Source organism: Microbacterium ulmi, from assembly GCF_011759705.1.
Lineage (GTDB): Bacteria > Actinomycetota > Actinomycetes > Actinomycetales > Microbacteriaceae > Microbacterium > Microbacterium ulmi.
This window is the reverse complement of record NZ_JAAOZF010000001.1, coordinates 2,604,834-2,631,782: the sequence shown is the minus strand read 5'-3', so window position 1 is coordinate 2,631,782 and position 26,949 is coordinate 2,604,834. Positions and strand designations below refer to the sequence as shown.

The 26,949-nt window shown below is 70.9% G+C and carries 29 protein-coding genes; 9 read left to right on the top strand and 20 right to left on the bottom strand.

Going from position 1 to position 26,949, the window contains the following annotated elements:
* Positions 1–387: 387 nt before the first annotated feature.
* The 9 genes from FHS08_RS12285 to FHS08_RS12245 form a co-directional block, all read right to left on the bottom strand.
* The gene (locus FHS08_RS12285; protein WP_167039356.1) at positions 388–1,266 is read right to left on the bottom strand and encodes an ABC transporter permease; all 879 of its coding nucleotides are present in this window, start codon (positions 1,264–1,266) and stop codon (positions 388–390) included.
* The gene (locus tag FHS08_RS12280) at positions 1,263–2,192 is read right to left on the bottom strand and encodes an ABC transporter ATP-binding protein (RefSeq protein WP_167039355.1); all 930 of its coding nucleotides are present in this window, start codon (positions 2,190–2,192) and stop codon (positions 1,263–1,265) included. Before FHS08_RS12280 ends, FHS08_RS12285 begins: the two co-directional genes overlap by 4 nt.
* Positions 2,193–2,309: 117 nt before the next feature.
* Complete coding sequence (locus FHS08_RS12275; RefSeq protein ID WP_167039354.1) at positions 2,310–3,020, bottom strand: regulatory protein RecX; 711 nt, start codon at positions 3,018–3,020, stop codon at positions 2,310–2,312.
* On the bottom strand, positions 3,020–4,069 hold the full coding sequence (gene recA / locus FHS08_RS12270) for a recombinase RecA (RefSeq protein WP_167039353.1): 1,050 nt from the start codon (positions 4,067–4,069) through the stop codon (positions 3,020–3,022). Before recA ends, FHS08_RS12275 begins: the two co-directional genes overlap by 1 nt.
* Positions 4,070–4,328: 259 nt before the next feature.
* Positions 4,329–4,553 carry a DUF3046 domain-containing protein gene (locus tag FHS08_RS12265; RefSeq protein ID WP_167039352.1) on the bottom strand — a complete coding sequence of 75 codons (225 nt, stop codon included), beginning with the start codon at positions 4,551–4,553 and terminating at the stop codon, positions 4,329–4,331.
* A 42-nt stretch (positions 4,554–4,595) separates the two neighbouring features.
* Positions 4,596–4,904 (bottom strand): helix-turn-helix domain-containing protein, encoded by a 309-nt coding sequence (locus FHS08_RS12260; RefSeq protein WP_167039351.1) that lies wholly within the window; start codon positions 4,902–4,904, stop codon positions 4,596–4,598.
* A gap of 158 nt (positions 4,905–5,062) precedes the next feature.
* Positions 5,063–5,644, bottom strand: a complete 582-nt coding sequence (locus FHS08_RS12255; RefSeq protein WP_167039349.1) for a CinA family protein — start codon at positions 5,642–5,644, stop codon at positions 5,063–5,065.
* A complete protein-coding gene (gene pgsA, locus FHS08_RS12250) occupies positions 5,641–6,216 on the bottom strand; it encodes a CDP-diacylglycerol--glycerol-3-phosphate 3-phosphatidyltransferase (protein WP_167039347.1) in 576 nt (191 codons plus the stop codon). Before pgsA ends, FHS08_RS12255 begins: the two co-directional genes overlap by 4 nt.
* Before the next feature lie 40 nt (positions 6,217–6,256).
* Positions 6,257–8,938 (bottom strand): FtsK/SpoIIIE family DNA translocase, encoded by a 2,682-nt coding sequence (locus tag FHS08_RS12245; RefSeq protein ID WP_167039345.1) that lies wholly within the window; start codon positions 8,936–8,938, stop codon positions 6,257–6,259.
* 183 nt (positions 8,939–9,121) lie between these two features.
* Here FHS08_RS12245 and FHS08_RS12240 point away from each other — a divergent pair, with 183 nt between their 5' ends.
* Positions 9,122–9,595: a hypothetical protein gene (locus FHS08_RS12240; protein ID WP_167039343.1), complete on the top strand. Its 474-nt coding sequence runs from the start codon at positions 9,122–9,124 to the stop codon at positions 9,593–9,595.
* Positions 9,596–9,665: 70 nt separating this feature from the next.
* Here FHS08_RS12240 and FHS08_RS12235 read toward each other — a convergent pair whose 3' ends face one another.
* The 3 genes from FHS08_RS12235 to dapA form a co-directional block, all read right to left on the bottom strand.
* Positions 9,666–10,160 carry a GNAT family N-acetyltransferase gene (locus FHS08_RS12235; protein WP_167039341.1) on the bottom strand — a complete coding sequence of 165 codons (495 nt, stop codon included), beginning with the start codon at positions 10,158–10,160 and terminating at the stop codon, positions 9,666–9,668.
* Positions 10,161–10,209: 49 nt separating this feature from the next.
* Entirely contained in the window at positions 10,210–11,886 is a 1,677-nt protein-coding gene (locus FHS08_RS12230; RefSeq protein ID WP_167039339.1) for a ribonuclease J, read from the bottom strand.
* A gap of 97 nt (positions 11,887–11,983) precedes the next feature.
* Positions 11,984–12,961: a 4-hydroxy-tetrahydrodipicolinate synthase gene (gene dapA / locus FHS08_RS12225; RefSeq protein WP_167039337.1), complete on the bottom strand. Its 978-nt coding sequence runs from the start codon at positions 12,959–12,961 to the stop codon at positions 11,984–11,986.
* A 54-nt stretch (positions 12,962–13,015) separates the two neighbouring features.
* Between dapA and FHS08_RS12220 the strand changes: the two genes are divergently transcribed.
* A complete protein-coding gene (locus FHS08_RS12220; RefSeq protein WP_167039335.1) occupies positions 13,016–13,558 on the top strand; it encodes an NUDIX domain-containing protein in 543 nt (180 codons plus the stop codon).
* Between the two features lie 103 nt (positions 13,559–13,661).
* Here FHS08_RS12220 and FHS08_RS12215 read toward each other — a convergent pair whose 3' ends face one another.
* Both FHS08_RS12215 and thyX read right to left on the bottom strand, forming a co-directional pair.
* A complete protein-coding gene (locus FHS08_RS12215) occupies positions 13,662–14,423 on the bottom strand; it encodes an SDR family NAD(P)-dependent oxidoreductase (protein WP_167039333.1) in 762 nt (253 codons plus the stop codon).
* Positions 14,420–15,175 carry an FAD-dependent thymidylate synthase gene (thyX, locus tag FHS08_RS12210; protein ID WP_167039330.1) on the bottom strand — a complete coding sequence of 252 codons (756 nt, stop codon included), beginning with the start codon at positions 15,173–15,175 and terminating at the stop codon, positions 14,420–14,422. The genes FHS08_RS12215 and thyX overlap by 4 nt, the downstream gene beginning before the upstream one ends.
* A gap of 115 nt (positions 15,176–15,290) precedes the next feature.
* On the opposite strand from thyX, the gene FHS08_RS17160 reads away from it, so the two are divergent.
* From FHS08_RS17160 to FHS08_RS12195, 3 genes are all read left to right on the top strand, one after another.
* Positions 15,291–15,728 (top strand): thioredoxin domain-containing protein, encoded by a 438-nt coding sequence (locus FHS08_RS17160; protein ID WP_167039328.1) that lies wholly within the window; start codon positions 15,291–15,293, stop codon positions 15,726–15,728.
* Positions 15,729–15,937: 209 nt separating this feature from the next.
* Entirely contained in the window at positions 15,938–16,363 is a 426-nt protein-coding gene (locus FHS08_RS12200) for an OsmC family peroxiredoxin (RefSeq protein ID WP_167039326.1), read from the top strand.
* Between the two features lie 27 nt (positions 16,364–16,390).
* A complete protein-coding gene (locus FHS08_RS12195; RefSeq protein ID WP_167039324.1) occupies positions 16,391–17,290 on the top strand; it encodes a TIGR01777 family oxidoreductase in 900 nt (299 codons plus the stop codon).
* A gap of 11 nt (positions 17,291–17,301) precedes the next feature.
* Here FHS08_RS12195 and FHS08_RS12190 read toward each other — a convergent pair whose 3' ends face one another.
* The gene (locus tag FHS08_RS12190; RefSeq protein WP_167039322.1) at positions 17,302–17,751 is read right to left on the bottom strand and encodes a hypothetical protein; all 450 of its coding nucleotides are present in this window, start codon (positions 17,749–17,751) and stop codon (positions 17,302–17,304) included.
* Positions 17,748–18,560, bottom strand: a complete 813-nt coding sequence (locus FHS08_RS12185) for a 4-hydroxy-tetrahydrodipicolinate reductase (protein ID WP_167039320.1) — start codon at positions 18,558–18,560, stop codon at positions 17,748–17,750. The genes FHS08_RS12190 and FHS08_RS12185 overlap by 4 nt, the downstream gene beginning before the upstream one ends.
* A gap of 127 nt (positions 18,561–18,687) precedes the next feature.
* Between FHS08_RS12185 and FHS08_RS12180 the strand changes: the two genes are divergently transcribed.
* Positions 18,688–19,158: a GNAT family N-acetyltransferase gene (locus FHS08_RS12180; protein ID WP_167039318.1), complete on the top strand. Its 471-nt coding sequence runs from the start codon at positions 18,688–18,690 to the stop codon at positions 19,156–19,158.
* Here FHS08_RS12180 and FHS08_RS12175 read toward each other — a convergent pair.
* From FHS08_RS12175 to FHS08_RS12165, 3 genes are all read right to left on the bottom strand, one after another.
* Positions 19,155–19,757, bottom strand: coding sequence for a histidine phosphatase family protein (locus FHS08_RS12175; RefSeq protein WP_167039316.1), 603 nt, complete (start codon positions 19,755–19,757; stop codon positions 19,155–19,157). The two genes, FHS08_RS12180 and FHS08_RS12175, sit on opposite strands and share 4 nt — an antisense overlap.
* Before the next feature lie 97 nt (positions 19,758–19,854).
* Positions 19,855–20,883: an aldo/keto reductase gene (locus tag FHS08_RS12170; RefSeq protein WP_167039314.1), complete on the bottom strand. Its 1,029-nt coding sequence runs from the start codon at positions 20,881–20,883 to the stop codon at positions 19,855–19,857.
* A gap of 269 nt (positions 20,884–21,152) precedes the next feature.
* Complete coding sequence (locus FHS08_RS12165) at positions 21,153–23,444, bottom strand: polyribonucleotide nucleotidyltransferase (protein WP_167039312.1); 2,292 nt, start codon at positions 23,442–23,444, stop codon at positions 21,153–21,155.
* A gap of 332 nt (positions 23,445–23,776) precedes the next feature.
* Between FHS08_RS12165 and FHS08_RS12160 the strand changes: the two genes are divergently transcribed.
* Complete coding sequence (locus FHS08_RS12160; protein WP_167039310.1) at positions 23,777–23,959, top strand: DUF5302 domain-containing protein; 183 nt, start codon at positions 23,777–23,779, stop codon at positions 23,957–23,959.
* A gap of 51 nt (positions 23,960–24,010) precedes the next feature.
* Positions 24,011–24,178, top strand: coding sequence for a hypothetical protein (locus tag FHS08_RS12155; RefSeq protein ID WP_167039308.1), 168 nt, complete (start codon positions 24,011–24,013; stop codon positions 24,176–24,178).
* A gap of 35 nt (positions 24,179–24,213) precedes the next feature.
* Here the strand turns inward: FHS08_RS12155 and FHS08_RS12150 are convergent, their stop codons facing one another.
* Positions 24,214–26,190, bottom strand: a complete 1,977-nt coding sequence (locus FHS08_RS12150) for a GDSL-type esterase/lipase family protein (RefSeq protein WP_167039306.1) — start codon at positions 26,188–26,190, stop codon at positions 24,214–24,216.
* A gap of 140 nt (positions 26,191–26,330) precedes the next feature.
* Between FHS08_RS12150 and FHS08_RS12145 the strand changes: the two genes are divergently transcribed.
* The gene (locus tag FHS08_RS12145; RefSeq protein ID WP_167039304.1) at positions 26,331–26,927 is read left to right on the top strand and encodes a DedA family protein; all 597 of its coding nucleotides are present in this window, start codon (positions 26,331–26,333) and stop codon (positions 26,925–26,927) included.
* Positions 26,928–26,949 lie beyond the last annotated feature (22 nt).

Genomic DNA, 26,949 nt, shown 5'->3' with positions numbered 1-26,949 from the left:
GACCAGCAGTGCGCGCAATGGGCGCGCGTCGCCGCCCTGACGAGGGACTGTGTCGACCGTACGGAGCACCCCGTGACTGTCAGGACCGAGCGCCGGATCGACCTGTTCATCGCCGAGCTGCATCTGCCCGGGGTGCCGGCGACGTCATCGGCGATGCCGTCGCACATGTGTACGCGGGCTGATGCGCGACAACGGCGAGAGCGCTGCACGCGCTGTCGGGACGCCGCACGACGACGACGCCGGACTCCACCTGCCCATTCGCACGATGTGGGCCGGACGTCTGGTGCCGGCGACGATCGCGCTGATCGCGTTCATCGTGTTCGCGTCGGCACCAGTCCGGTCGGCCTCGCGTCCGATCGCGCGCAGCTTCGCGGCATCCGCCTCTCGTCAGCGGATCCGCGCACGGATGCGCAACGCAGACAGGGAGGCGAACACGACGACCATGGCCACGAGGATGGCGACGATGACGCCGGGCGGCACGAGCCATGTTCCGACGATCGCGTCGATGCCGAAGAACGTGCGCAGGCTCTCGTCGGCCTCTGCGAACCCTCCCGTCATGGCGGGCAGCGTGTCGACGGTGAACTGCTGTCTCAGGAGGGCCCCGGCCTGGCCGAACGGGAGGGCGTTGACGACGTCGCCGGCCGTCGCGGGCAGGAGACCGACGGGGATGTACGCCCCCGCGATGAAGCCCAGGACGGTTCCGACGATCGTCGAGAGGCCCGCGAAGGCGCCCGACGTGCGAACGAATGACGCGACGAACGAGATGAGCGCCGTGAACGCGGCGCACGACAGGACGACGACGCCCGCGGCACGCGCGACGGCGTCGACGGGGAGCCATGTGCCGCGCACGAGACCGAGATACGCGACGCTGACCGCGAACACGAACGCCGAAAGGATGAGCGACACGATGATCGCCGAGATGAGGTAGCCCAGAACGAGCTGTCCGCGGCGGATCGGCGAGACGAGGAAGTCGCGGAAGCGGCCGGTCTCGCCATCCTCCACGAGCACAGACATCGCGCCGAGGCCCGACGTCACGGTCGTGATGAGCACGATGCCCGCGAACATCCAGCTGTCGACGAAGGCCTGCACCTCCTGCGGCGTCGCGGCGGGGATCGACGCCGCCAGCGACTGGGTCTGCAGATTGCCTAGGAACAGCACGTAGAGCCCGAACAGGACGATCCCGCCCAGCAGCGAGAAGAACACGTTCAAGCGGTCGCGGAAGAAGATCCGCAGGTTTCGGGCGACGATCGCCGCGACGATGCTCATGCGGCCGTCTCCGAGACGCCGTCGCCGCCGACGCGACCCGTGACGGCGAGGAAGACGTCGTCCATGCTCCCGTGCCGGAACTCGAAGTCGACAGCGGAGTCGCCGTGCGCTGCGAGCAGGGCACGCGCCGTCGTCGCCCCGTCGACCGGGATGACGACGACGTCGCCGTCCCGCGTCGCAGAGATGCCGCGAACGTCCGCCAGTGCGAGGAGGGCGCCCGGGTCGGCGGATGTGACGGTCAGGATGCTGCGGCTGTGCTGCTCGCGCAGCTGCGCAGGGGTTCCGGATGCCGCGATCCTGCCGCGATCGATGATGCAGACCTCGTCGGCCTCCTCGGTCTCTTCGAGGTAGTGCGTCGTGAGGAACACCGTGAACTCGCCCCGCCGGCGCAGCTGCTGGATCGTGCCCCAGACGGCCGCACGACTCGCGGGGTCGAGGCCTGCGGTCGGCTCGTCGAGGAAGAGCGCTTCGGGACGATGCAGGAGGGCGCGGGCGACATCGATGCGGCGGCGCTGGCCGCCCGAGAGGGTCTTGTACCGTCTGTCGAGGAACTCGCCGACGTCGATGAGTTCGGCGAGATCCGAGATGCGCTCGTCCGCGGCGCGCCGGTCGAGCCCCGCGAACCGGGCGCGCAGCCGCAGGTTCTCGCGTCCGGTCAGCGTGGGATCGAGCACCGAGTCCTGGAAGACGACGCCGATGCGCGCACGGACCTGATCGGGATCCCGCGCGACATCGAACCCGGCGACGCTCGCCTCGCCCGCGTCGAGCGGCAACAGGGTCGTGAGGCAGTTGATCGTCGTCGACTTGCCGGCGCCGTTGGTGCCGACGAAGGCGAACACCGTGCCTTCCGCGACCGAGAGACTCAGGTCGTCGACGGCCACGACGTTCTTGAATCGCTTGGTCAGCCCTCTGACCTCGATCGCCATGGGCCCCCCTTGTCCGCTCCGCACCCAGTATTCACCAGCCGCCGCCCGGGCCCGATGACGTCGCCATTCCGGCGGGCCTGCGATCCGGGCGCGATGATCGAGGGACCATCCCGCGCGTCAGCGGAAGCGGACGCTCGGCGAAGGGCCGCCCTCCTCAGCGAGCGCCTGCTTCGCGGCACGGAGCGCGACGGAGCCCGGGTATCCGCGACGGCCGAGCTGCCCCGCGAGGCGCCGCAGCGCGGTGTCGTGATCGAGGCCCCCGAGTCCGCGCGCCTTCGACCGCGCGAACTCGAGTGCCCGTTCGTCATCGTCGTCGGGGACCGCCGAGAGCGCGGCATCCGCCACATCGCGCGGGATGCCGCGCTTCGCGAGCGTCTGCGCGATGACTCGGCGACCGCTCCCCCGGCGGTCGACTCCGACGTGCACGATCTGCTCCGCGAGCGCTGCGTCGTCGAGGTAGCCGCGTCCGGCGAACGCCTCGATGATCGCATCCAGCTCGTGGCGCTCAAGGTGGAACTCGGCGAGGACTCCGTGCGCCTCGGACACCGAGAGCGAACGGCCCCGGATCTTGCGCAGCAGCGTCTTCTCGGCGAGCTCGGTGCGCCTGGCCTCGTCGGCCGCGGCGGTCGGCTCGTCGACGGCGACCTCGTGGACGTCGGCACCCCACGTCGAACTCCACGAGGGCTCCAGGTCGTCGTCGGTGATCGACGGCGTCGTGTGTCGTTTCCCGCGCTCGACCACCGCACCGGCCGCACCGAAGAGCGGGATGACGGGGGCGAGTCCCTCGGAAGCGCCGGACTCGCCCCCGTCCTCCACGAAACGGACCATCACGCAGGCCGTCGGGCCGCCAGCTCGTCGCCCACGGGAGCTTCGGCCTTGGGCTGGCCGATGCCGAGCTTCACCTTGATCTTCGACTCGATGTCGGCCGCGACATCCTCGTTCTTGATGAGGAAGTTGCGGGCGTTCTCCTTGCCCTGACCCAGCTGCTCGCCGTCGTAGGTGTACCAGGCGCCCGACTTCTTGACGATCGCGTGCTCGACGCCGAAGTCGATGAGGCTCCCTTCGCGCGAGATGCCGATGCCGTACAGGATGTCGAACTCGGCCTGCTTGAACGGAGGGGCCATCTTGTTCTTGACGACCTTCACACGCGTGCGGTTTCCGACGGCCTCTGCCCCGTCCTTCAGGGTCTCGATGCGGCGGATGTCGAGGCGCACCGACGCGTAGAACTTGAGCGCCTTGCCGCCCGCGGTCGTCTCGGGCGACCCGAAGAAGACGCCGATCTTCTCGCGCAGCTGGTTGATGAAGATCATCGTCGTGTTGGTCTGGTTGAGACCGCCGGTGAGCTTGCGCAGCGCCTGCGACATGAGGCGCGCCTGCAGACCGACGTGCGAATCGCCCATCTCGCCTTCGATCTCGGCCTTCGGCACGAGGGCCGCGACGGAGTCGATCACGACGAGGTCGATCGCACCGGAGCGGACGAGCATGTCGGCGATCTCGAGCGCCTGCTCGCCGGTGTCGGGCTGCGAGACGAGGAGCTGGTCGATGTCGACGCCGAGCTTCTGCGCGTAGTCGGGATCGAGCGCGTGCTCGGCGTCGATGAACGCTGCGATGCCGCCGGCGCGCTGCACGTTGGCGATCGCGTGGAGCGTGAGCGTCGTCTTTCCCGATGACTCGGGGCCGTAGATCTCGATGATGCGCCCGCGGGGCAGACCTCCGACGCCGAGGGCCACGTCGAGGGCGATCGAGCCCGTGGAGATGACCTCGACGGGTGCGCGCTCGTCGCTGCCGAGGCGCATCACCGAGCCCTTCCCGAACTGCCGGTCGATCTGGGCGAGGGCCGATTCGAGGGCCTTCTCGCGGTCGGCGGGTGATGGCATGGCGTGCTCCTTCTGCTCGCGTTCCGTCGCCTGTAGGCTGTCGCGCTCCGCCCCGGTGGGCCGGATGCTGCGACAAGGCGTGTGGTGTCGTTCGACGTCGCTCACGCTACGAGGAGGCTCCGACATCCCGTCGTCGCCGCCACCCGCCCGTGGACGAATGCCTTTCGACTCCATCTGTGCAGGAGCCTACGCGGGCATCGAACAGATCTTCGACGACACGCCGTGGCGCGTCAGCCGCCGACCGTCCGCGTCGCCTGTCTCAGCGACGCCCCGGCTCGAGCCGACCCGCACCGTAGCGGCGCTGCGGCGGAACGTCGTTCTCGATGCAGAGCGCGAGCCAGACCTCACCCGGCGCGATGCCGGCCGCGAGCGCCTCGGCGGCCGTGCGCGAGCCGAGCTGCGGCAGGACGAGGTCCGCGACGAGAGCCGCGCCGCGAGCACCGAACTCGTCGGCCACGGCGCGGTCGAACTCACTGCGGCGCATGGACATGGCTCCGTCGTGCAGACGTGTCGGATGGCGGGCGCGTCAGCGCAGCGACAGCTCTGCGTCGACCGATGCGACGAGATCGTCGGGCACGACATCCGGGAACGGCTGGATGCCTTCGAGCACCGAGATGCGGTCGCCCACTTCACGCATGATCGTCGAGATGGGCACATCGAGGGCTTCGGCGACCGACGCGAGGATCTCGCTCGACGCCTCCTTCTGACCGCGCTCGACCTCGCTCAGATAACCGAGGGCGACGCTCGCACGGCTTGCGACCTGACGGAGGGTGCGTCCCTTCTGCTGGCGGAAATCACGAAGCACTTCGCCGATCTCTTGACGTACCAGGATCATGAGAGCCCCCTCCTCACTTCAGATTCCGCCGTCGTCCGGGTGGACAACAGTACAACACCGTCAACCGCCAATCTAATCCTGCGCGCTGGGGAATGGGTGGGAATCGCCGAATGTAACCGAGCCGAAACACGGTCTGTTCCCGATCCGCGGATCGTGTATCAGAGCGCGTCGAGCGCGAGCCGCAGCGCTCGGCGAACGGCCTCGGTGCGGATCTCGTCGCGCGTTCCGGCGAGCTCGAGCGACTCGACTCGCGTGCCGAGCGGAGTCGCCACCGCGATGTGGACAGTCCCGACGGGCTGCCCGTCCGGGGAGTCCGGGCCCGCGATCCCGGTCGTCGCGATGCCGACGTCGCACGGCGTCCCGTCGACGCCGAGGCGCGCGCGCACGCCGTCCGCCATCTGTCGCGCGACGCGCGGATGCACGGCGCCGTGCGCCTGCAGAAGGGTCTCGTCGACCCCGAGCATCGTGTGCTTGACCTCGGTGGCGTACGCCACGACACCCCCGCGCACGACGCTCGACGCGCCGGGGACGCCGATGAGGCTCGCGATCACGAGTCCGCCGGTGAGGGACTCTGCGACGCCGACGGTCCAGGCGAGCTCGCCCAGACGCTCGAGGAGCCTCACGGCGTCGACCGCGGGCGCGAACGGAGTCGCGGACTCGGCATCCGCTCGGCGCGAGCTCGGCTGCGTGATGTCGGCGTCGTCCGGGAAGTCGGGCGCGTGAGGCTTGAGCGGAGTCATGCCGCGCCCTTCCCACGGGCGGTCGCCGCCCGCGCCTCGCTCACGATGTAGTCGACCCCGCTCGCGACGGTGAGGATCACAGCGATCGTCATCGCCACGCCGTCGACCCAGAGGATCCAGTCGCCGACGAGCGTCCACAGCGGGAGAAGGGCGAGCGACAGCGCGACGGCCTGCGCGAGCGTCTTGAGCTTGCCCATCCACGCCGCCGCGAGCACATGATCGCTCACGACGACGAGACGGTACACCGTGATTCCGATCTCTCGGACGAGCACGACGATCGTGATCCACCAGGGCAGCTCGCCCAGGATCGACAGGCCGACGAAGGCGCACCCCGTCAGCGCCTTGTCGGCGATGGGGTCCAGGAGCTTGCCGAGATCCGTGACGATCTCGTGCCTGCGCGCGATGTAGCCGTCGATGCCGTCCGTCGCGATCGCGACGATGAACAGGACGGCCGCCCACCACCGCAGCGCACCGTCGGCGCCGGCATCGGCGAGCAGCATCCACAGGAACACGGGCGCACACAGGATGCGGACGACCGTGATCGAGTTCGGCAGCTGGCGGGGGACGGCCACGGTGCGAGCCTACCCGTTGCCCACGGGCGCGCGACGCGCGTCAGTCACGACCTGTGAGCCCCCACGCGTCCTCGTCGCCCTCGTCCTCGACGACGGGATACCCGTCGTACTGGGCCTCGACGGCGTCGGCGCCGTACCGGTCGTCTGCCGGGGGCGCGGCATCCGGAACGTCGTCGCCGCGCAGCCGCGCGAGCACGCCGGGAAGCTGCTCGACGGTCACGAGCACGTCACGCGCCTTCGAGCCCTCCGACGGGCCGACGATCTCGCGAGACTCGAGGAGGTCCATGAGCCTGCCCGCCTTCGCGAACCCGACGCGGAGCTTGCGCTGCAGCATCGAGGTCGATCCGAACTGCGTCGACACGACGAGCTCCGCCGCCGCGAGCAGCAGCTCGAGGTCGTCCCCGATGTCGGCGTCGATCTCCTTCTTCTCCGCGACCGCGGCGACGTCGTCGCGGTAGTCCGGCCGCGCCTGACGCGTCACGTGCTTGACGACCTTCTCGATCTCGGGCTCGCTGACCCACGCGCCCTGCACGCGGATCGACTTCGACGTCCCCATCGGCAGGAAGAGCGCGTCGCCCTGCCCGATGAGCCGGTCTGCGCCGGGCTGATCGAGGATGACGCGGGAGTCGGTGACGCTCGTGACGGCGAATGCGAGCCGCGAGGGCACGTTGGCCTTGATGAGGCCCGTCACGACGTCCACGGACGGACGCTGCGTCGCGAGCACGAGATGGATGCCGCTCGCCCGCGCGAGCTGCGTGATGCGCACGATCGAGTCCTCGACGTCACGAGGAGCGACCATCATGAGGTCGGCGAGCTCGTCGACGACGACGAGCAGGTAGGGGTACGGCTTGAGGACGCGCTCGCTGCCGGCGGGAAGCTGCAGCTCGCCCGCGACGACGGCGCGGTTGAAGTCGTCGATGTGACGGAACCCGAACGACGCGAGGTCGTCGTACCGCATGTCCATCTCCTTCACGACCCACTGCAGCGCCTCCGCCGCCTTCTTGGGGTTCGTGATGATGGGCGTGATGAGGTGCGGGACGCCGGCGTACGAGGTCAGCTCGACACGCTTCGGGTCGATGAGCACCATGCGCACCTCGGACGGCTTCGCGCGCATCAGCAGGCTCGTGATCATCGAGTTCACGAAGCTCGACTTGCCCGAGCCTGTCGAGCCGGCGACCAGCAGATGGGGCATCTTGGCGAGGTTGGCCACGACGTAGCCGCCGCCGACGTCCTTGCCGACGCCGATCGTCATGGGATGCGTCGACTGGTGCGCGGCGTTCGAGCGCAGGACGTCGCCGAGCGTCACGATCTCACGGTCGGCATTGGGGATCTCGACGCCGATCGCGCTCTTGCCGGGGATCGGCGCGAGGATGCGGACCTCGTTGGATGCGACCGCGTACGCGATGTTGTTCGTCAGCGCCGTGATCCGCTCGACCTTGACGCCGTGGCCGACCTCGATCTCGTACTGCGTCACGGTCGGGCCGCGCGAGAACCCCGTGACGCGCGCGTCGACCTGGAACTGCTGCAGCACGCTCGTGATGGCGCGCACGACGTCGTCGTTGGCCTGCGAGCGGGCCTTGTGCGGCGTGCCGGCGGCGAGGCTCTCGACCGACGGCAGCCGGTACGGCGCCATCGCGGCCGAGTGGGGCATGTCGGTGCCGATCCCCGACAGCCCGGGGAGGATGCCGTCTCCCGACCCGGAGACGTCGTCGCGGAGCGAGGTCTCGGCTCTGCTCGCCGCTCTCGCGGCGCCCGCGAGGACGGCCGGGTCGATGACCTCGGTCACGGCATCCGGCGTGACGACGGGCGCGGGCGGCCGCGGAGGCGCGACCGAGGGCGTGATCGCCTGGTCGAACCCGCCGTGCGATGCGCCGGGCGGGAGGAGCTCCGTGAGGTCCTGCGATCCGATTGCGCCGTCGGGGTCCTGCTCACGGCCCGTCCGGTTGCGGCGCCACCACGGGATCGAGGTGTCGGCCGCGGCATCCGGGGTGAACCCGGGCCCCTCTGCGGGGTCGAGGCGCTCTGCTCCGAACATCCACGCGTACAGGTCGCCGAGGCGGCGCCCCATGCGGTTCGGCGGGGTCTTGGTGAGGATCAGGATGCTGAGCCCCGCCACGATCGCCAGCACGATGCACGCGCCGACGTCGGTGAGTCCGAGGGCGAGCGGCTCGCCGACCATCCATCCGAACAGACCGCCCGCATCGCTCAGGACCGGAAGGCCCGCGCGGGGCTGGGGGCGCTCGCCGCCGATGTGGCAGAAGCCCGCGATGGTCAGCACGAACAGCGCGAAGCCGATCCCGATGCGGCCGTTGTCGTGCACAGAGGCCGGGTGGCGGAACAGCCATCCGGCGAGGAGCACGAGCAGCACGGGGAGCACGAACGAGACGCGTCCGACGAGTCCGCCCGCCGTGTACGCGCTGATGCTCTTGGCGACCTCGTCGCCGATGAAGAACCACTCGACGACCGCGCCGGCGATCGCGAGCAGCACGATGAAGAACGGCAGCCCGTCGCGTCGCTGCTCCTTCTCGAGCGTCTCGGGCCCGAATGCGCGGAAGAGCCCGCCCGTGCCATGGGCCAGGCCCATCCACATGCGCGTGACGACGGGCGGCTTCTCGGACTCGCCGACGTAGCGGCGCGGAGCCGGGTCGGGCTTGCGGGCACGCGACGAGGAGCCCTTCGCGGACGCGCGGGCGTTCGTGGGCGTACTCGCGGATCGTGCCATTGCTCCACGGTAGGCCGCAGGAGTCGGATATCGGCGGATTGACGCGGCGGATCGGCGCCCCGCTCACAGGCGCCGCGGGCGCCGTCCGAGATCGACTACGTTCGGTACAAGAACCCGGGTCCAGATGCCTCGGCTTCTCAGCATTCATCATGAATGCCCTCAACCCTGTGAAAGGACTACAGAATGAAGCTTCGTATCGCCGCTTGGACCCTCGCCGCAGTCGCGGTGCTCGGTCTCACCGCGTGCTCCGCCGGACCGGAGAGCACGGGCGAGACGCCCGCCGCGAGCGCCCCGGCGGCGCCGGCGGAGACGACCGCATCCGAGCAGACGGTCGCCGAGGCCTGCGTCAGCATGGCCGGGCCGCTCGAGGAGGCGAGCACGACGCTGGCGAAGCTGGCCGACGCCGCCGCAGACCCGCAGGCCGCCGTCGACGCCTGGACGGCGCTCGTCGACGCGTACCAGGAGGTCGCCGACACCGTCACGAACGCAGAGGTCAAGGCGGCTGCGACGACTGCCAAGGACGACCTCGCCGCCGTCCGCGACGCGATCGCGAAGATCTACGTCGACGGCGACACCGCTGCCCTGAGCGATCTCACGACCGCCACCACCGACATGCAGACGTCGCTCACGGCGCTCAGCACGCTCTGCGCCGGCTGATCGATGCACCGCGGGGCGCCCTTCGGGGCGCCCCGTCGTCGTCGGACCGAGAGGCCCCTCGACGGCTACGTCAGCGCAGGCGCTTGACCATCGTGTCCCGCCCGATGCCCGCCTGCGTCACGGCGAACCCCTCGCTGCGATACAGCGTCACCGCGAAGTTTCCGCGCTCGACGCTGAGGCTCAGCCGCCCGAAGCCCTGTGCCGCGGCGTGATCGCACAGCCGCTGAAGAAGACTGCGACCGACCCCGTGGGCCCGCCAGATGGGCCGCACGCCGATGATGAGCTCGGGCACACCCGTGCCGACGTAGCCGAAGCCCGGATCGGTGCGGGGGAACATGCGGTACCACGCGGCCCCGATCGGATCGCCGTTGGGGTCGAGTGCGACGAACCCGGCGTCGCCCGGCCGCATCCATCCGGACACGTAGCGGCTGTGTTCGGGGCTCGTGAGCACCTGATGCCGCGGCCGCGCGCCGCCCTGGCTCCAGTTCGCGGCCTCGACGACCATGTCGCCGAGGAATGCGCCGTCTGCCTGCGTCGCCGGGCGCACGAGGAACGTCTGCGGCATGACGAGAGTCTAGAGCGAGGGTGTTACGGCGCTGTGAAGAATCCGCGCGCTATGCCTCGATCACGAGCGGCACGATCATGGGCCGGCGCCGCAGCGACGTGTTGACCCACCGGCCGATCGTGCGCCGCACGATCTGCGACAGCGCATGGTTGTCGCGGACTCCGGACTTGGCGGCCTCCGTGAGCGCCGCGGCGATCCTCGGCTTGACGTCCTCGAAGACCGCGTCGTCCTCCGCGAAGCCGCGGGCGTGGATCTCGGGCCCCGTGATGATCCGGCCGGTCGCGGCATCCACCACCACGATCACCGAGATGAACCCCTCTTCGCCGAGGATCCGGCGGTCCTTGAGATCGGCATCCGTGATCTCGCCGACCGTCGAGCCGTCGACGTAGACGAAGCCGAGGTCGAGCTGCCCCACGATGCGGGCGATGCCGTCCTTGAGGTCGACGACCGTGCCGTTCTCGCCGAGGATCGTGCGGTCCTCGGGGACGCCGGTGTCCTGCGCGAGCCGCGCGTTGGCCATCAGGTGGCGGTGCTCGCCGTGGACGGGGAGCACGTTCCTGGGCTTGAGGATGTTGTAGCAGTACAGCAGCTCCCCCGCCGCCGCGTGGCCGGAGACGTGCACCATCGCGTTGCCCTTGTGCACGACGTTCGCGCCGAGCTTCGTGAGCCCGTCGATCACGCGATACACGGCGTTCTCGTTGCCCGGGATGAGACTCGACGCGAGGATCACCGTGTCGCCGGGCCCCGGCTCGATCTCGTGATCGTTGTTCGCCATGCGGCTGAGCACCGCCATCGGCTCGCCCTGCGACCCCGTCGACATGTAGACGATCTGGTCTTCGGGGAGATCGCGCGCCTTCTTGTAGTCGATCAGCACGCCCTCGGGCACGTGGAGGTAGCCCAGCTCCTCCGCGATCGTCATGTTGCGCACCATGCTGCGGCCGAGCAGCGCGACCCTGCGACCGTGGTCGTAGGCGGCATCCAGCACCTGCTGGACGCGATGCACGTGGCTCGAGAAGCTTGCGACGATGACGCGCCGAGGCGCCTTGCCGATAACCTGGTCGAGCACGGGCCCGATCGAGCGCTCGAGCGGCGTGAACCCGGGCACGTCGGCGTTCGTCGAGTCGACCAGGAAGAGGTCGACCCCCTCTTCGCCGAGGCGCGCGAAGGCGCGCAGGTCGGTGAGCCGCCCGTCGAGGGGCAGCTGGTCCATCTTGAAGTCGCCCGTCGCGAGGACGGTGCCCGCGGGGGTGCGGATCGCGACGGCGAGCGCGTCGGGGATCGAGTGGTTGACGGCGACGAACTCGAGCTCGAACGGGCCGAACCGCTCGGTCTGGCCCTCCTTGACCGTCAAGGTGAAGGGCCGGATGCGGTGCTCCTTGAGCTTCGCCTCGACGAGGGCGAGGGTCAGGCCCGAGCCCACGAGAGGGATGTCGGGCTTGAGCTTGAGAAGGTACGGCACGGCGCCGATGTGGTCCTCGTGCCCGTGCGTGAGGACGACGGCGACGATGTCGTCGAGGCGGCCCTTGATCGGTTCGAAGTCGGGCAGGATCAGGTCGACGCCCGGCTGATGCTCCTCGGGGAAGAGGACGCCGCAGTCGACGACGAGGAGCCTGCCCGCGTACTCGAAGACCGTCATGTTGCGTCCGACCTCGCCGAGCCCGCCGAGCGGCGTGACGCGCAGGGTTCCGGGGTCGAGAGCGGGCGGGTCGTACACGGTGGTGGCCATCAGTCGCCTTCCTCGGGATCCGCGGCGTGCGTCACGCTCAGTGGCGTCGTCCGGCGGTCCCTGTATCCGTCCTCACGCCCGCGACGCGAGCGCGCAGTCATCTCGTCGTGCCCGACACCTTCGGCAGCGCGCCGCCGGCGGCGGCGTTGCGGTCGGGACGGAAGTTGGAGAAGTCGGCACCGGGGACGTCCTTCACGAGCGCGAGCTCATCCTCGATGACGGCGGCCTCCCACTCCTCGGGACCCACGAGCGGCAGCCTCACGCGCGGACTCGAGATGCGACCCAGCCCGTGCAGGATGTACTTCGCCGAGACGGTCCCGGGCACGTGCGTCATGACGGCGCGCACGAGCGGCTCGAGCTTGCGGTGCGCGGCGGTGGCCGCCGTCAGGTCGCCGCGGTTGACGGCGTCGACGATCTCGCGGTAGGGCTGCGCCGTGATGTTCGCGGTCACGCCGATGAGACCCGTCGCGCCGATCGACAGATGCGGCAGGACGTTCGCGTCGTCACCGGAGAAGTACATGAGGTCGGTCTGGTTCAGCACGCGGCTGACCTCGCTGAAGTCGCCCTTGGCGTCCTTGATCGCGAGCACGTTGGGGTGCTTCGCGATGCGCAGGATCGTCTCGTACCTGATCGGGACGCCCGTGCGCCCGGGGATGTCGTACAGGATGACGGGCAGGTCGGTCGCATCCGCGACGAGCCGGAAGTGCGTCAGGATGCCCGCCTGCGTCGGCTTGTTGTAGTACGGCGTCACGATCATGATGCCGTCGGCGCCGGCCCGCTCGCTCGCCTTGTACAGCTCGATGGCGTGGGCGGTCTCGTTCGAGCCGCCGCCGGTGATGATCTTGGCCCGACCGGCCGCGACGTCCTTGCCCACCTCGACGAGCCTCAGCTTCTCGGCATCCGTCAGAGTCGACGTCTCGCCCGTCGTCCCCGTCACGACGACGCCGTCGCATCCCGCCGTGATGACGTCGTCGATGTGCTTCTCGACGGCGGCCCAGTCGACCTCGCCGTCGGCCGTCATGGGCGTGACGAGCGCGACGAGCACCTGTCCGAAGGGGTTGCCCGTGTGCGTCATGCTCTCAGGCTATCGGTTCATCCGGACGCCGCGAGAGGGCCGTATCGTGGCGGCATGACGTGGAAGACGCTCGCCTCGCGCACCGTGTACGAGAACCGGTGGATCCGCGTCCACGAGGACGACGTGGAGGGGCCCGACGGCCCGGGAGTCTACGGAGTCGTCGAGCTGCGCCACCCCGCGGTCTTCGTCGTCGCGCTCGACGACGAAGACCGCGTGTGCCTCGTGACGCTCGATCGCTATGCGACGGGCAGCGCGTCGATCGAGGTGCCCGCGGGCGGCACCGACGGCGAGGACCCGCTCGCCGCCGCGCAGCGCGAACTGCTCGAGGAGACGGGCTTCGAAGCCGCCGAATGGGAGCTGCTCGGGGGCATGCACGCGCTCAACGGGGTCGCCAACGCGCCGGAGCACGTCTTCCTCGCGCGCGGGCTGACGCCCGTCGCCGACGCCTCGTCGACGCAGCGCGAGGAGGGCATCGACTCGGTGCAGTGGATGCCGTTCCCCGACGCCGTCGGCCTCATCCGCGGCGGCTCGCTCACCGACGGCGAGTCGATCGCGGCCCTGGCCCTCGCGGGGATCAGACTCGGCCGATTCCGCTGATCCGGCCGCGTGCCGTCGCCGCCGGATCCGTCGGGCGCCGTCCGGCTGCGTGCGGCGCGGGCGTGCCGCGCGAGCGAGCAGGCGGCGCGGACGCGCGGCCTGCTCAGCGTCCGCGCTGGCCGAGCCGGGCCGAGACCGGATCGGGAAGCAGCCCCACGAGCTTCGAGAGGGCCTTGTACCGCAGGCTCGGGACCGACACGCTCCTGCCGCGCGCGGCATCCCTCAGCGATTCCGAGACGACGTCTCGCACGTCGAGCCACATCCACGCGGGGATGCCCTCCTCGCCCGGCGGGAACCCGAGACGCTCGTGGAACCTCGTGTGGGTGAAGCCGGGGCACACGGCCGTCACGGTGACCCCGCGGTCCTTGTAGGCGACATCGGCCCAGCGGCTGAACGACACGATCCACTGCTTACACGCGCCGTAGGTCGAGCGCGGCATGAAGGCGGCGATCGACGCGACGTTGACGATGCGCCCGCTCCCCCGTTCGAGCATGGGTCCGAGCGCTGCGTGCGTGAGGCGCATCGGCACCTCGACGTGCAGAGCGAGATGGGCCGCCTCTCGCTCGATCCCGTTGCGCTCGAACGCGAGCGGGAGACCGAATCCCGCGTTGTTCACGAGCACCTCGACGGGCCGGCGGGGATCCGTGAGCCGCCGCTCGACCTTCTCGCGCTGCCGCGGCGTGAGAAGGTCGGCGGCGAGCACCTCCGCATCGACGCCGTACTCGCGGCGCAGCGCCGCCGCACGCCCCTCGAGCGCACTCGCGTCGCGTGCGACCAGGACGAGGTCTGCGCCGCGCGCGGCGAGCTGCCGCGCGTACTCCGCCCCGAGACCCGAGCTCGCGCCCGTGACGAGCGCCGTCGTCACGGCGAGACGCGCCCGTTCGCGTTGAAGGCGGCGTGCGTCAGCGGCATGAGCTCGCGCCAGAACGCCTCCATCTTCTCGGCGCACATCTCGATCTCGCGCTGCGGGAACGACGGGAAGTGGGTCCCCTCGACCTTCGTGCGCAGCGAGAGGAAGTTCATGAGCGAGCGGGCGTTCATCGTGACGTACATCGACGAGTAGATGTTGAGGGGCAGGACGATGCGTGCGACCTCTCGCGCGACTCCGGCCTCCAGCATCCGCTGGTACGCCGCGAATGCGAAGGTCGCGGAATCCCGCGTCGCGACCTCGACGAGAGCGTGCTGCTCGTCCGTGCCGGGGAGGAACTCGTACGCGCCGGGCTTTCCGACCTGGTTGAGGTTGCGCTCGCGCGCGGGCACGTAGAAGACGGGGCGCAGCTCGCGGTAGCGGCCGGACTCCTCGTTGTACGACGCGATGCGGTGGCGCATGAACTCGCGGAACACGAAGATCGGCGCCTGCACGTAGAACGTCATCGAGTTGTGCTCGAACGGCGATCCATGACGGTCGCGCATGAGGTAGTTGATGAGGCCGCGATCGCGGGCGGATGCCTCGGTACCCGCCGCCGCAGCCTCCAGGGTCTGCTCCCCCTGCGTCGAGACGCGGGCGGCGAAGAGGACGTCCGAGTCGGAGGCGCTCGCGCGGACGAGCTCCACCGTCACGTCGCTGCGGAATTCTGGCTGAGGTGCGTCGGCGGCGTCGGTCACGAGTGCCACCATACCGGGGGCGACGAAGCCGCCGGCCCGTCCACGCCCGCCTCGGTTCATTACGCCGCGCCGTCATCTTGGCGGCATCCGGCGACCATCCAGCTGAATGGGGTTAGCCTGGTCTGCTGTGACCCTCGTCAGCGCCCTCATCGGCCTCGCCGTCCTCCTCGCGGCGACCGTCGCGCTCGGCGTCTTCCTCCAATGGCGGCAGAGCCGCCCCCAGCGGCACATCGCCCACGAGGTCGTCGAGCCCGGACGACTCGGTGCAGACGCGCTCGGAGAGACGGCGACGCTCCTGCAGTTCAGCACCGAGATGTGCGCGCGGTGCCCCGGCGTGCACCGGACGCTCGCAGCCCTCGCGGAGAGCCGCGAGGGCGTGCGCCATCTCGACGTCGACGTGACGCATCGCCCCGACATCGCGAAGCACTTCCACGTGCTGCAGACCCCCACGACGCTCCTCCTCGACCGCGACGGCGTCGTGCAGACGCGCTTCGGCGGAGCTGCGAACCGCGAGGTCCTCGAGCTCGAGCTCAACCGCCTGATCGGCGAGACGGCGAACGTCTGAGCGGACGCGCGTCCACGCGCGGCACCGGCGCGCCACCGCGGCCCAGCTCCGACCGACCGCACGCGGTCCCGACCGATCCATGCCCGGCCCGCCGCACATCCGCAGCCCGTCGAAGCGCTCACGCCTCCGTCGACCCCTCCCACGCTGTCGTCGGTGTCGTTAGGCTGACCGCGAGCGCCGACGACGGCGCGGTCGATGAGGAGGACACCATGAGCGTCACGAGCGAAGCCAGCACATCCTGGAAGGGGGGCCTGGTCGACGGCTCCGGCGAGGTCGCGTTGGAGAGCTCGAACCAGGGTCCGTTCGCCGTGAACTGGAAGGCCCGCAGCGAAGGATCGACGTCGGTCACGACGCCGGAGGAGCTCGTGGCGGCGGCGCACTCGTCGTGCTTCAGCATGGCGCTCTCGGCGGCCCTCGCCACCAACGGCACGCCCCCCACGAGCATCGAGACGACGGCATCCGTCACCTTCGTCCCCGGCACGGGGATCACAGGCAGCCACCTCAATGTCGAGGCCTCCGTTCCGGGGCTCGGCGCCGAGGACTTCGCACGCATCGCCGCGGCGGCGAAGGCGGACTGCCCCGTCTCGAAGGCGCTCGCCGGCATCGAGATCACCCTCGAGGCGTCGCTCGCCTGACGGCGCGACGCTGAGCGGAGGGCACGGATGCCGCAGCGGGTGGTCATCGCGGGAGCGTCCGGGCTCATCGGCTCGGCGCTGGCCGCGAGCCTGCGCGCCGACGGCGTCGAGGTGACGACGCTCGTGCGCCGACCCGCCGAGGACCCCTCCGAGGTCGAATGGCGTCCCGGCTCGCAAGGGCTGGATCCGGCCGTGCTCGAGGGCGCGCACGCCGTCGTCGGACTGAACGGCGCGAGCATCGGGCACTTCCCGTGGACGCCGAAGTACAAGAGCACCCTGCTGTGGTCGCGGGTGACCCCGACCCGCACGCTCGCGTCCGCCGTGCGCGCGCTCGGGACGGATGCGCCCGCCTTCGTCTCGGCCTCCGCCGTCGGCTACTACGGCTCGGCAGCCGGCGCGCGGCTCGACGAGTCGTCGCCCCGCGGCGAGACCTTCCTCGCGGACCTGTGCGGCGAGTGGGAGGGCGCGGCGCTCGCGGCGGGCCCCGACGCGAGGGTCGCTCTCCTGCGGACGGCGCCTCTCGTGCATGCGGAGGGCGTGCTCAAGCCGCTCATCCTGCTGACGAAGGCCGGACTGGCCGGCCCCATCGGCGCCGGCTCGCAGGTCTGGCCGTGGATGACGCTCGACGACGAGGTGCGCGCGATACGCCACGTCATCGACGCGGGCCTCGCCGGCCCCGTCAACCTCACGGGGCCCACCCGGGCGACGGCGACCGACCTCGGGTTCGCACTCGCCGTGCGGCTCAACCGTCCGTTCCTCGTCCGCGCACCCGTGTGGGGGATGCGGCTCGTCCTCGGCTCCGATGCGACCGAAGCGATCCTCACGAGCGACCTCGACGTCGTGCCCTCCGTCCTGCAGGCATCAGGGTTCGAGCACCGGCACTCGACCGTGGAGGATGCCGTCGCAGCCGCGGTCCCGGCATCCTGAGCCGGATCCGGTCAGCGCTTGCGGCCGGCGGCCTCGAGGCGGATGGCCTTGCGCACGGACTCGCGCGCCCGGCGCCGATCGCCTGCGGCGTCGTACGCGATCCCGAGCCGGAACCACGCGCGCCAGTCGTCCGGGTGCGCCTCGGCCTCGGCGCGGTAGGCGGGGAAGACGGCATCGGCGTCCTCACGGACGACCCTGCCGCTCGGATGCACCGCGACGTCGTCGGCCGGGAGCGCGCCCTCGGACTCGAGCCGCCGCCCCAGCTGCTCCGCGCGCCACCCGAACCACAGCTCCCGGCCGAGCGCCCACACGGCCACGAGCGGCAGGACGACGAGGGCTGCCCCGATCGCGATCGCGACCGGCTCGCCCGACGTCAGCAGGAGCCACGCGCGCTGCCCGGCCAGGGCGATGTACAGGGCGAGCAGCGCCGCCATGACGGCGACGCCGATGCGCGCGCTCACGCGCCGGTCGCCCGCGCGACCTGACCGGGCACGTCGTCCTCGACGACGGGATCGGCCGCGGGCGCGCGGGGCGTGCTGATGCCGATGTCGACGAGACTGTCGAGCCCCACCACGACCCCCTTCGCGTCCCGTGCGGCCGAGAGCGCGAGGCGGATGCCCGGGCCGTACGCGAGAGCCGGGTCGATCGTGTCGTGCACGATCGTGAGCGACTCCCCGGGACCCGAGAGGATCGTCTCCTGGCGGGCGACGACGCCAGGGCGGCGCAGCGAGTGGATGGGCACGCTCGCGACCTGCTGCCCCCGGGCGCGCTGGTCGACGTGGGGAGACTCGACGGGACCCGCCTCGGCGCGCGCCGCCGAGATGAGCTCGGCCGTGCGCACTGCCGTGCCGCTCGGGGAGTCGATCTTGGTCTCGCGGTGCGCCTCGACGATCTCGATCGAGGGGAAGAACGACGCAGCGGCGGCCGCGAGGGCCGAGCCGAGCGCGGAGCCGAGCGAGAAGTTCGGGATGAAGACGGCCCCTGTCCCCGCCGCCTCGACGAGGGGTCGCACGAGCGCGATGCGCTCGGTCGACCAGCCCGACGTGCCGACGAGCACGTTCAGCCCGCGCTCGACGGCCGCGCGGACCACGTCGATGGAGACGGCGGGCGTCGAGGCGTCCACGACCAGGTCGGCGCCGTCGAGCTCGCTGAGCTCCGACCGGGAAGAGAGCACGGCGGCGACCGTGAAGCCGTCCTCCGCCTCGACCGCCGCGCGGATGATGCCGCCGAGCTTGCCCGTTCCGCCCACGATGGCCACGCGTGTCGTCATGCATCCAGCGTAGCCGGGGCGCTTCGAGAGTCAGGGCGTGTGCCAGGTGCTCGCCGCCGCGGCGGGCAGGACGTGCGAGCGACCGCCGCTCGCACGGCGGGGAACGGTCCGTCGCTAGGCTGGCCGCATGGTCGACCTGCGCGTGCTTCCCGCCGACGATCCCGCCTCGCGCACGCTGCTCGCCGACTACTTCGAGATGCGCGGCGCCACGTTCCCCGGCCAGTACCGACCGGTGTTCCCCGAGCGTGCGACCTTCGAGCCGCCTGCGGGCGTGTTCGTCGTCGTGTTCGACGACGAGGGTGAACCCGTGGGCTGCGGAGGCATCCGCCGCATCGCCGACGGACCCGCCGGCACCCGGTACGAGGTCAAGCACCTGTATCTCGCGCCGTCCACGCGCGGCCGCGGCTGGGGGCGCCTGCTCCTCGACGACCTCGAGCGGCGCGCACGCGAGTGGGATGCCGCCGAGCTCGTGCTCGACACGCATCACACGCTCGAGGCGGCGGGCGGTCTCTACGCGGCGTCGGGCTTCGGCGAGATCGAGCCCTACAACGACAATCCCAACGCGACCCGGTGGTACGGGAAGCGGCTCCGCCCCTAGACGGGGTACTGCTCCGGCAGGCCGGTGCGCAGCTCGACCGGCAGATGCGCCAGGTCGTTGTGCGACACGAGCGTCCACGGCCGCCCCTGCTTCTGCGCGATGACCGTGAGTCCGCAGTTGGCCTGGTTGAGCGTCATCCACCGCCACTCCGGCGCCTGCAGGACCTCGCGCACGAACCAGCCGATGACGAAGTTGTGGGTGATCAGGAGCTCGTGGACGTCGCCGGGCTTGCGCACGAGGAACTCGCTCACGGCGTCCTCCATCTGCGCACGGCCCGCGTCGATCTCGGCGGGCGTGATCCCGCCGAAGAAGGGCTCGAACACGGCGGGGGTCGCGTCGGTCATGCCGGTCGGGACGCAGTCGAACAGCAGCGCTGACGGCTGCGGCGACACGGCGGGAAGACGGCTCGCGACGGCGCGAGCCGTCTCGCTCGCACGCATGAGGGGCGAATGCCACACGGCGCTGAGCGGAACGCCCGACAGACGGTCGGCGATGAGGGACGCCTGCCTCCGGCCGCGCGGCGAGAGGGGGCCGTCGTCGACGCCGTGCTCGGCATCCTGATGCTCACCATGCCGCACGAGGTAGATGTAGTGCGTCATGCCTGAATCGTCTCCGGGGGTCTCACGTGCCGACGGGCACGTTTCCACCCTACGTCACCCCTCCCGTCGATGCCGGAGCGGTGGAGAACCCGTGCGCCTATTCGGCGGCGCGAGCGATGTCGGCGAGATGAGCACGGCTCAGCCGCACCCCGACGCCCTGCACGAGCTCGTCGATGTGCTGCGGCGCGAACGCGTTGATGATGGGAGCCGTCACGAGCCTCTGCGCGAGCAGCCAGGCCACCGCGACGGCGGCGTCGGGCACCCCGAGCTCCGTCCCCACGGCGTCGAGCGCGCGGAGCGTGCGCGTGCCGCGCCGGTTCATGCTGGCGGCGAGCTGAGCGCCGCGGACCGTGAGGCTCGCCGTCTGCCGCGTGCGGTGGCGCCCCGCGAGGAAGCCGTGCTCGAGCGCGTGAGACGGCGTCACGGCCATGTCCTGGGCGCCCGCGACGAGCCGCAGGTCGTCGTCGAACTCGTGGCGACGCAGGATGTTGAACGGCACGTCGAGCACCGAGATGCGGGGGTACCCGGCCGAGGCGTAGATGCGAGCCTCGACGAGCTGCGCCGCCGTGTACCCGAACGCGCCGAGCGCACGCGCCTTGCCCGACTCGATGAGCCACTCCGCCGTCGCGAGCGTGTCGTCGAGCGATGCGCCCGTGTCGGCGACGGCATCGAGGTACAGCACGTCGATGCGGTCGGTGCGCAGTCGCGTCAGCGACGCCTCGACGGCGCGGACGAGGTTGACGGGACCGAGCCCGGGGTTGTCGGGATGGCCGCCCACGCGCACGGCGAGCACGACGTCGTCGCGCAGGCCGCGCGAGTGCATCCACTGCCCGATGATGTGCTCGCTGCGCCCGCCTGCGAAGCTGTCGGCCGTGTGCACGGCGTTGCCGCCGAGCTCGACGTAGGCGTCGAGGATCTCGTGGCTCGACTCGAGATCGACGTTCCAGCCGAACTCGGCACCGCCGAGGATGAGCGGGAAGACGCGCGCACCCGTCTCGCCGAGCGGCACACGCACGTTCTGCCCGAGCGGCGGTCCCTGCACGGGAATGGGCGCCGACGGATGCGTCGCGGGGATGGCGGCGGGGCGCGTCGAGGAGACGGCCGAGCCGACGCTGAAGAAAGCCATGTCCCACCCCCCCATGGCGAAGCCCGTCGGGTGTCGCCATGACCACGAAACCCGCGCCCCCCGGCGCGGTACTTCGAGGGTAGGACAGCCCGGCCTCGACACTCGAAGTTCCGGCATCCACTCGGTAAACATTCCATAACGTTCTTGTCACAAGCGGCGCGGATGCGGCAATGTGTCCCCCATTCGGAGGACATCTCCGAGATCTGGGGAAGACGAAGGCGCCCGCCTCTCCGCAAGGAGACACGGGCGCCTTCGCGCTTGCGCGGGGATCAGCCCTCTGCGGGCGCCTCCGGGCCGCGGCTGGCCGCGTCGCGACCCTCCTGGTCGGCGGCCTCCTCGAGCACGGGCTCGAGCGAGAGCTTGCCGCGGTCGTCGATCTTGGTGATGCGCACGAGCAGCTTCTTGCCGACCGAGAGCACGTCTTCGACGTTCTCGACGCGCTTGCCGCCGGCGAGCTTGCGGACCTCGCTGACGTGCAGCAGTCCGTCCTTGCCTGGGAGGAGCGAGATGAACGCGCCGAACGTCGCGATCTTGACGACCGTTCCGAGGAACTGCTCGCCGACCTCCGGATTGGTGGGGTTGGCGATCGCGTTGACCTGCGCGCGGGCGGCCTCGGCCGACGGTCCGTCGACGGCGCCGATGTAGACCGTGCCGTCCTCCTCGATGGAGATGTCGGCGCCGGTCTCGTCCTGGATCGCGTTGATCGTCTTGCCCTTGGGGCCGATGAGCTCGCCGATCTTGTCGACCGGGATCTGCACCGAGATCACGCGCGGCGCGGTCGGTGCCATCTCGTCGGGACCGTCGATCGCGGCGTTGAGCACGCCGAGGATCGTGATGCGTGCGTCGTGCGCCTGCTGGAGAGCCGCCGAGAGGACCGACGACGGGATGCCGTCGAGCTTCGTGTCGAGCTGGATCGCCGTGACGAACTCGCTCGTTCCCGCGACCTTGAAGTCCATGTCGCCCAGCGCGTCCTCGGCGCCCAGGATGTCGGTCAGCGCCGCGTAGCGGGTCTGACCGTCGACCTCGTCGGACACGAGGCCCATCGCGATTCCCGCGACGGGAGCGCGCAGCGGCACGCCCGCGTTCAAGAGCGACAGCGTCGACGCGCAGACAGAGCCCATCGACGTCGAGCCGTTGGACCCGAGGGCCTCGGACACCTGGCGGATCGCGTAGGGGAACTCGTCGCGCGCCGGCAGCACCGGAACGAGGGCACGCTCCGCGAGGAAGCCGTGGCCGATCTCGCGGCGCTTGGGGCTGCCCACACGACCGGTCTCACCCGTCGAGTACGGCGGGAAGTTGTAGTGGTGCAGGTAGCGCTTGTGGGTGACGGGCGACAGCGAGTCGATCTGCTGCTCCATCTTGAGCATGTTGAGCGTCGTGACGCCGAGGATCTGCGTCTCGCCGCGCTGGAAGATCGCCGAGCCGTGGACGCGCGGGATGACCTGCACCTCGGCGTCGAGCGGACGGATGTCGGCGAGGCCGCGGCCGTCGATGCGGACGCCGTCCGTGAGGATGCGACCGCGGACGATCTTCTTCGTGACCGACTTGTACGCGGCCGAGAACTCGCTGAGCGCGACCTGCGCCAGCTCGCCCGCCTCGACGGCGGCGACGAGCTCGCCCTTGACGCGGTCCTTGACCGCGTCGTCTGCGTTCTGACGCTCGATCTTGTCGGCGATCTGGTAGACGCCCACGAGCGCGTCGTAGGCGCGGCCCGCGACGAAGTCGTAGGTCTCCTGCGAGTAGGGCAGGAACACCGGGAACGACGCGATCTCCTTCGCGGCGGTGTTCGCGACGACGTTCTGCGCCGCGACGAGCTGCTTGATGAAGGGCTTCGACGCCTCGAGGCCCTCGGCGACGACCTGCTCGTTGGGCTTGGTCGCGCCGGCCTTGATGAGGTTCCAGCTGCCCTCGGTCGCCTCAGCCTCGACCATCATGATCGCGACGTCCTCGTTGCCGTCGGCATCCGTGACGACACGGCCCGCGACGATGAGGTCGAAGACGGCGTCCTCGAGCTGCTTGGCGGACGGGAATGCGATCCACTGGTCGGCGTGCTCGCCGTGGCCCGGGACGAGCGCGAGGCGCACACCGGCGATCGGGCCGGAGAACGGCAGCCCCGAGATCTGCGTCGAGAGCGACGCGGCGTTGATCGCGAGCGCGTCGTAGAACTCGCCGGGCGCGATCGAGAGCACCGTCACGACGATCTGGACCTCGTTGCGCAGGCCCTCGACGAACGAGGGGCGCAGCGGGCGGTCGATCAGACGGCAGACGAGGATCGCCTCGGTCGAGGGCCGGCCCTCGCGGCGGAAGAACGAGCCGGGGATCTTGCCCGCGGCGTACGAGCGCTCTTCGACGTCGACGGTCAGCGGGAAGAAGTCGAAGCCCTCACGGGGCTGCTTGCTCGCGCTCGTCGCCGAGAGGAGCATCGTCTCCTCGTCGAGGTAGGCGGCGACGGCGCCCTGCGCCTGCTGGGCGAGGCGTCCGGTCTCGAACCGGACCGTGCGGGTGCCGAAGCGTCCGTTGTCGAGGACGGCTTCGGCTGCGGTGATTTCAGGACCTTCCAAGAGGTCTCTCCTTCTTTGTTTAGCCTCGTCCGGCCGTGTGCAGGGCGAGGGTCAATCGAAGGAGCAGGAACAGGCAGATATGGGCGTGCGGAAGTGCGGAATGCGCACGTCCGCGAGGTCCGCCTGCGCTGGCCACCAGTAGAAGACCACCCGGCGTCGCGACGGGGAATCCACCACAGGGGACCAGCTTCCTGCCGGGCCTGCTCCAGGAGCTCAGTGTGTAGTTGAGCGGATGCCGGAGGGCAACCTTGTCAACCCTACCAGTGAGGTCCTGCGATGCCGCTGGGACGCGGAGCCGTGACAAGCACTCCGGGCACGCCTAGTCTGGGGAGATGAGCACCGACGACAATCCGGCCGGCGCGGCACCCGAGGACCTGAAGAAGAAGTTCAAGGAGGCCCTCGAGAAGAAGAATGCGCAGAGCCGCCGCGGCGAAGCGCGCCTCGACGGCGACTCGGCGATCCACGGCACGCACGGCGCCGTCACGAGGCGGGAGTTCCGGCGCAAGAGCGGCTGACCGCCCCGGCGCCCTGCGGTGCTTCGCGACTTTCGAGAGGAGGAAGCAGCCATGAGCGACTTCCGAGAGCGCAATCCCGACGATGAGCGGGAGGTTCCGATCGACGACCAGGACGAGTTCGACAGCCCCGACGCGACGCTGGACCCCGAGGAGCGCATCGAGCTCCGCGAGACGCTGGCCCTCGAGCTCGAGCAGTTCGAGGGCGGCATCCAGGGCTGACTCCCCCGCGGATGCGCCCAGGGCGTGTCCGCGCTTCAGGGGCGCGTCGGCGCCGTCGTGATCGAGCCGCCGCGCGGCAGCAGGACGTAGTCGGCGTGCTTCGCCGCGCGCCCGTCACCCGCCGTGCGCCCGCGGAGGCGGCGCCACATCCACGGAAGCACGTCGCGGACGACCCAGCTACCGCGCGCGGGCTCCTCGTCGTCCGCGTGGAGTGCCGCGTCGAGCCCGCCCAGCGTGTGCGCGTCGGGGATGCCCAGGACCTCTGCCGCGCAGTAGGCGAGGAACCGGTGGCCGCGCGAGCGCAGATGCACGCGATCGTCGGCCCACAGCTCGGGCTCCCCGATCCGCGGGTGCGCCTCGAGGTCGAGCAGGATCGCCCCCGTCTCCCGGGCGATCCGCCGCAGCTGCCCGTTGAACGCCGCGAATCGCCGCGCGAACAGCAGCGACGCCCGCCGGCGTGGCAGGAACGGCGTCACGAGCACGACGTCGGCTCCGTCGCCGCGCAGCTGTCGGACGGCCGTCTCCAGCGCGGCCGCGAGATCGACGGGGCTCGCGGCTCGGGCCAACAGGTCGTTGCCCCCGACGAGGATCGACACGAGGTCGGGACGCAGGCTGCGCGCGGCGGGCAGCTGCTCCGTCACGACGTGCGCGACCTTCCGGCTGCGCACGGCGAGGTTCGCGTACCGGAACGGCTCGACCCCGCCGCCCGCGTGCGCGATCAGCTCTGCGAGGCGGTCGGCCCACCCACGGTACTGGCCGGCCGACGCGCGGGACGTGTCGCACAGACCCTCCGTGAGGGAGTCGCCGAGCGCGATGTACCGCGTCCAGCGCGGGCGCCGCAGAGGGGCAGGACGCGGCGGGAGCGCAGGGCGCGACAGCGCCCTGGCCGGGAGCGCGTCGTCGATGGGTCGCAGTCGACGGGCCTCCTCGTAGTGCTCGACGAGACGACGGCACACGGCATCCCACGATCGATCCGCGACGGCCTCGCGCGCGGCGCGCCCGAACGCGCGGCGCTTGGCCTCGTCGCCCGCGAGGTCTGCGACGCGGGCGCGCAGGTCGGCGAGGTCGCCGGGGCGGTAGAGCCACCCGTCGACGCTGCTGTGCACGAGATCGAGCGGGCCGCCCGCTCCCGTCGCGACGACGGGCACGCCGCTCGCGAGCGCCTCCTGGATCGTCTGGCCGAACGTCTCGCTCTCGCCGGGATGCACGAAGACGTCGAGGCTCGCGAAGGCCTTCCCGAGCGCATCGCCGGACAGCTGGCCCGTGAACTCGGCGTGAGGGAGGGCGCGCTCGAGCTCGGATCTCGACGGCCCGTCGCCGATGACGACGAGACGGACGCCGGCAAGCCCGTCGAGCGCGGCGAGGTCCTCGACCTGCTTCTCCGGGGCGAGCCGGCCCACGTACCCGACGACGACCTCTCCCGATCCGACGCGTCGGCGCCACGACTCGTCCCGCCGTGCGGGCGAGAACCGCTCCGCGTCGACGCCCCTCCCCCACAGCCGCAGCCGGTCGACGCCGAGGTCCTGGAGCTGGCGCAGGGAGGCGCCGGAGGGTGCGAGGGTCAGCGTCGCACGGGTGTGCAGGCGCGCGACATGCGATGCGACGAGCGAGGTGGCGCCCGGCATCCCGTACTTCTCGGCGTACGAGATGACGTCGGTCTGGTAGACGGCGACGGAGGGCACGCGCAGCGCGTCGGACGCGACGACGCCCTGCCAGCCGAGGAGGAACGGCGATGCGAGATGGACGACATCCGGACGGAAGGCGCGCAGGATGCCGGACAGCCGAGCCGCGCGCGCGAAGACCAGCCGCACCTGAGGGTAGGAGGGAAGCGGGACGGAGCGCAGGAGCTCGGGGCGCGCGCCGTGCAGGTCGGCGTCGACGTCGCCTGCCCGAGGGGCGATGACGAGCGTCTCGTGACCCTCGCGCTCGAAGTGGCGCAGGATCTGGAGGACGGAGCCCGTCACTCCGTTCAGATGCGGCAGGAACGACTCCGCCAGGATCGCGACTCTCATGCATCCAGGGTCTCGGGCTGCGCCACGCCGGAACGCCGCACACCCCGCTCCGCGCGCAGAGTTCACTCGATGCACGACGCCCGGTCACCTGCCGTGCGCCGTTTCGTCGCCGTTCACCTCCGACGACTAGACAGACAGGCATGGCGGAGGACTGGCTGACGGCGCTCGCGGCGAGCGCATGGGCGCTCCCGATCCTCTTCGCCCTCGTCCTCGGCGACGCCTTCCTCGTCGTGGTCCCCGGCGAGATCGCGCTGGCGGCGTTCGGCGCGCTCGCGGTGTCGACGGGCACGCCGCCCCTCGGCGCCGTGCTCGTGGTGGGGGCCGTCGCCGCCGTCTGCGGGGATGCCGCCTGCTACGCCGTGGGGCGCCTCGCGGGGCTCGAGCGGTGGCGATGGATGCGCGCGCATCGCGTGCGCGCAGCCTTCGCGTGGGCGCGGACCCGGATCCACGAACGGACGGGAGTCGTGCTGTTCACGGCGCGCTTCATCCCGTTCGCCCGACTCGCCGTGAACCTCGTCGCCGGCGCATCGCGCGTGCACGCCGCGCGGTACCTCGCCGTCGCCGCCGTGGCCGCGACGGGCTGGGCGGCGTATCAGACCCTCGTGGGCGCCGTCGTCGCGGCGATCGTGCCGGGCGGTCCCGTCGTCGCGGTCGTGGTGTCGGTCGTCATCGCGATAGGGGTCGGGCTGGCCGTCGACGGCATGCTCGCGCGGGCCGCGCGGCGCGAGCCGCGATGACGCCGTCGCGACTGTCCGCACC